Below are 2361 nucleotides of genomic sequence, written 5' to 3'. Positions count from 1 at the left end.
TGGCCAGGAAGTGGCCAACCGCGACGTACGCCGGCACCGGGCTGACCGCGCCCAGATGGGACCGGTAGTCGACGGCGTCGAACTGGACGGTCTCGAGCGCTTCCATCTCCTCGGCGCTGAACCGCGCCCGCAGGCCGCCCTCGTGTCCGTAGCTGAGGTAGTGCCGCACCAGCGCTGGGTAGGACAAGCCACCCAGCTCGGGATTGAGCGAGCGGTAGTGGGCGGCGTTGAAGCGGCGCGGCGAGAGCAGGTCGAGCTCCTCGACTCCGGCCTCGAGGGTCTGCATCGCCCAGAGCGGGTCGACCGCCCCCGCCACGTCCCCGGCGGGGACGTCGAGATCGGCCAGGGCGTCGGCGGCGACGGTCGCGAGGACGTCCCGCTCCGAGCTCGGGTCGACCAGCCAGTCGACCGGGGCCTGGGCGGCGATGCTCGCCGACCGCAGCAGCGCCGTCGGCGGCAGGCATGCCCGCGGGTCGTCGGCGACGGACAGGCCGGCGGTCGAGAGCCGGACGAACTGCGCCGTCTCCGCCACCACCAGGTGCGGCACGCCGGCGGCCAGCGTCTCGCAGTTCCAGTGCCAGCCGACGGTCTCCTCGTCCAGCGCGCCGCCGGTCTCGGCAGCGGGCTGGTCGACGTAGGCCTCGCGGTGGCCCAGGCTGGCGCCGGGCCAGTAGTCCCGCGCGGCCAGGGCGTAGACCGGGACGTCCACGGCCGTGCTCGAGCGCAGCACGGTGACAGTCCGCGGCACCGGGTAGCGCACCAGCACGGCGGGGTGGACCACGGTGGTGCCCGGCTGAGCGCGCAGCACGCCGAGCCCGTCGACGATCCAGCCCTCGCAGACCATCACGTCCGCCGGGACGACGCCGACGACCGGTGCGGACGTGGCGGCGATCGCCCGGTTGCGCGCCGACCCGGGGTCGCCCAGGTCCAGCTCGAGCAGGCGAACGGTGGCGGCGGCGAGGGAGCCTCGCCGCGAGGCGGCCCGGCGAGCCGCCTCGCGGGTGGCCTCGTCGGCACGGTCCAGGACGAGCACGACCTCGGTCGAGATGCCTCGCGTCGCCGCGGCCCGCACCGCGGTGCCGAGCGCGGTCAGGGTGGCGTCGGCCCGCCTGCCCTCGTTGCGCAGCGGTACGACGAGGGCAGCGGTGAACATCGGACCGCTCACCACGTCGCGAGCTGGCGGCGGAGCTCGTCCACCCTGCCGCGCAGGCCGAGCAGGGCGCCGCTTCGGTCCCAGATGGTGCCGAGCGCGGCGATCGGGTCGGCGGAGAGGCCCCTGGCCTCGTCGCCGCCGGCCTCCTCTCGCAGCTGCGGGAAGGCGAGGTAGTCCTCGGCGTAGAGCGCCTCGATGCGCGCCCGCAGCTCGACCGGCAGATCCGCCGGCGTCAACCGGATGACGCCCTCGTTGAAGCGGGCCAAGGGCGGCAGCTCGAGGTCGCGGGCCTCGACGTGGGCACGCAGTCGGTCCTGCAGGACGCCGATCTGTCCGATCGTGTAGACCTCGACCGGGGCGAGTGAGGGATCGCCGTTGGCGGGCGCGAGTTGCGACTGCGGGCGGAAGTGCTCGTCGTCGAAGACGTGGTGGCCGTCCTCGAGCCGACCGACGAAATCGGCGAACAGGTCGAGCACGTCGCCGATGCCGCCGGGAAAGCGGGTGGGTTCGAGATCGGGGTGGAGCTTGAGGTACCACGGCTCCTTGAGCAGGAACTTGTTCTCCCACGCCGACCACAGCCGCTTGACCGGGTCGCGGACGACGACGAAGCGCAGCCAGTCCGGGCCGGTGGCGGCCGCCTCCAGCGGCGTACCGAGGATCTGACTCACCTTCGGCGTGCGCTGCCACTGGCCGCGGTTGTGGATGCGACCGGGCCGCGCCAGGTCGGCGGCCTCGCCGTTGAGCTGGGCGGCCTGCACGCGCAGGCTGGTGCAGGCCACCTTGGGGATCGAGTAGTAGATCACCCGTGCGTCGGTGAGGACGTAGTCGGCGAACAGATCACTGCTGGCCAGACCCAGCTGCGTCGTTACGGCGGACTCCATGTGCTGCACCCCTCGTGTCGGTCTGCTCCCTGCGATCCATCGGCGGACCGCCTCCGGATCTGACCCATTGCCGACACCGGGGTCGGGTCATTCGGGGGCTAGGTGCGCCGGGGCGCCGGCTGGCAGACCGGGCAGAAGTACGACGAGCGGTTCATGAACGCCACCCGGCGGATGGCGGTGCCGCAACGGGCGCAGGGGTCGTCTTCGCGACCGTAGGCGTGTAGCGAGCGGTCGAAGTAGCCGGACTCGCCGTTGACGTTGACGTAGAGGGCGTCGAACGAGGTGCCGCCTTGGGCGAGCGCGTCGCCCAGCACCGCACGGACGTGG

At 72.9% G+C, this 2361-nt stretch carries 3 protein-coding genes; all 3 read right to left on the bottom strand.

All coding sequences use genetic code 11. The annotated features are described in order from the left end of the window. The coding region (locus VHA72_RS15975; protein WP_325576992.1) for a glycosyltransferase family A protein at positions 1–1153 on the bottom strand (1153 nt) is incomplete at its 3' end. Positions 1154–1161: 8 nt separating this feature from the next. After that, entirely contained in the window at positions 1162–2034 is an 873-nt protein-coding gene (locus VHA72_RS15970; RefSeq protein WP_325576990.1) for a sulfotransferase family 2 domain-containing protein, read from the bottom strand. Positions 2035–2132: 98 nt separating this feature from the next. Beyond that, a partial coding sequence (locus VHA72_RS15965) for a zinc finger domain-containing protein (RefSeq protein ID WP_325576988.1) occupies positions 2133–2361 on the bottom strand: 229 nt, incomplete at its 5' end.

This window comes from Nocardioides sp., assembly GCF_035547795.1.
Taxonomy (GTDB): Bacteria; Actinomycetota; Actinomycetes; order Propionibacteriales; family Nocardioidaceae; genus Nocardioides.
This window is presented reverse-complemented; position numbering and strand designations above follow the sequence as displayed.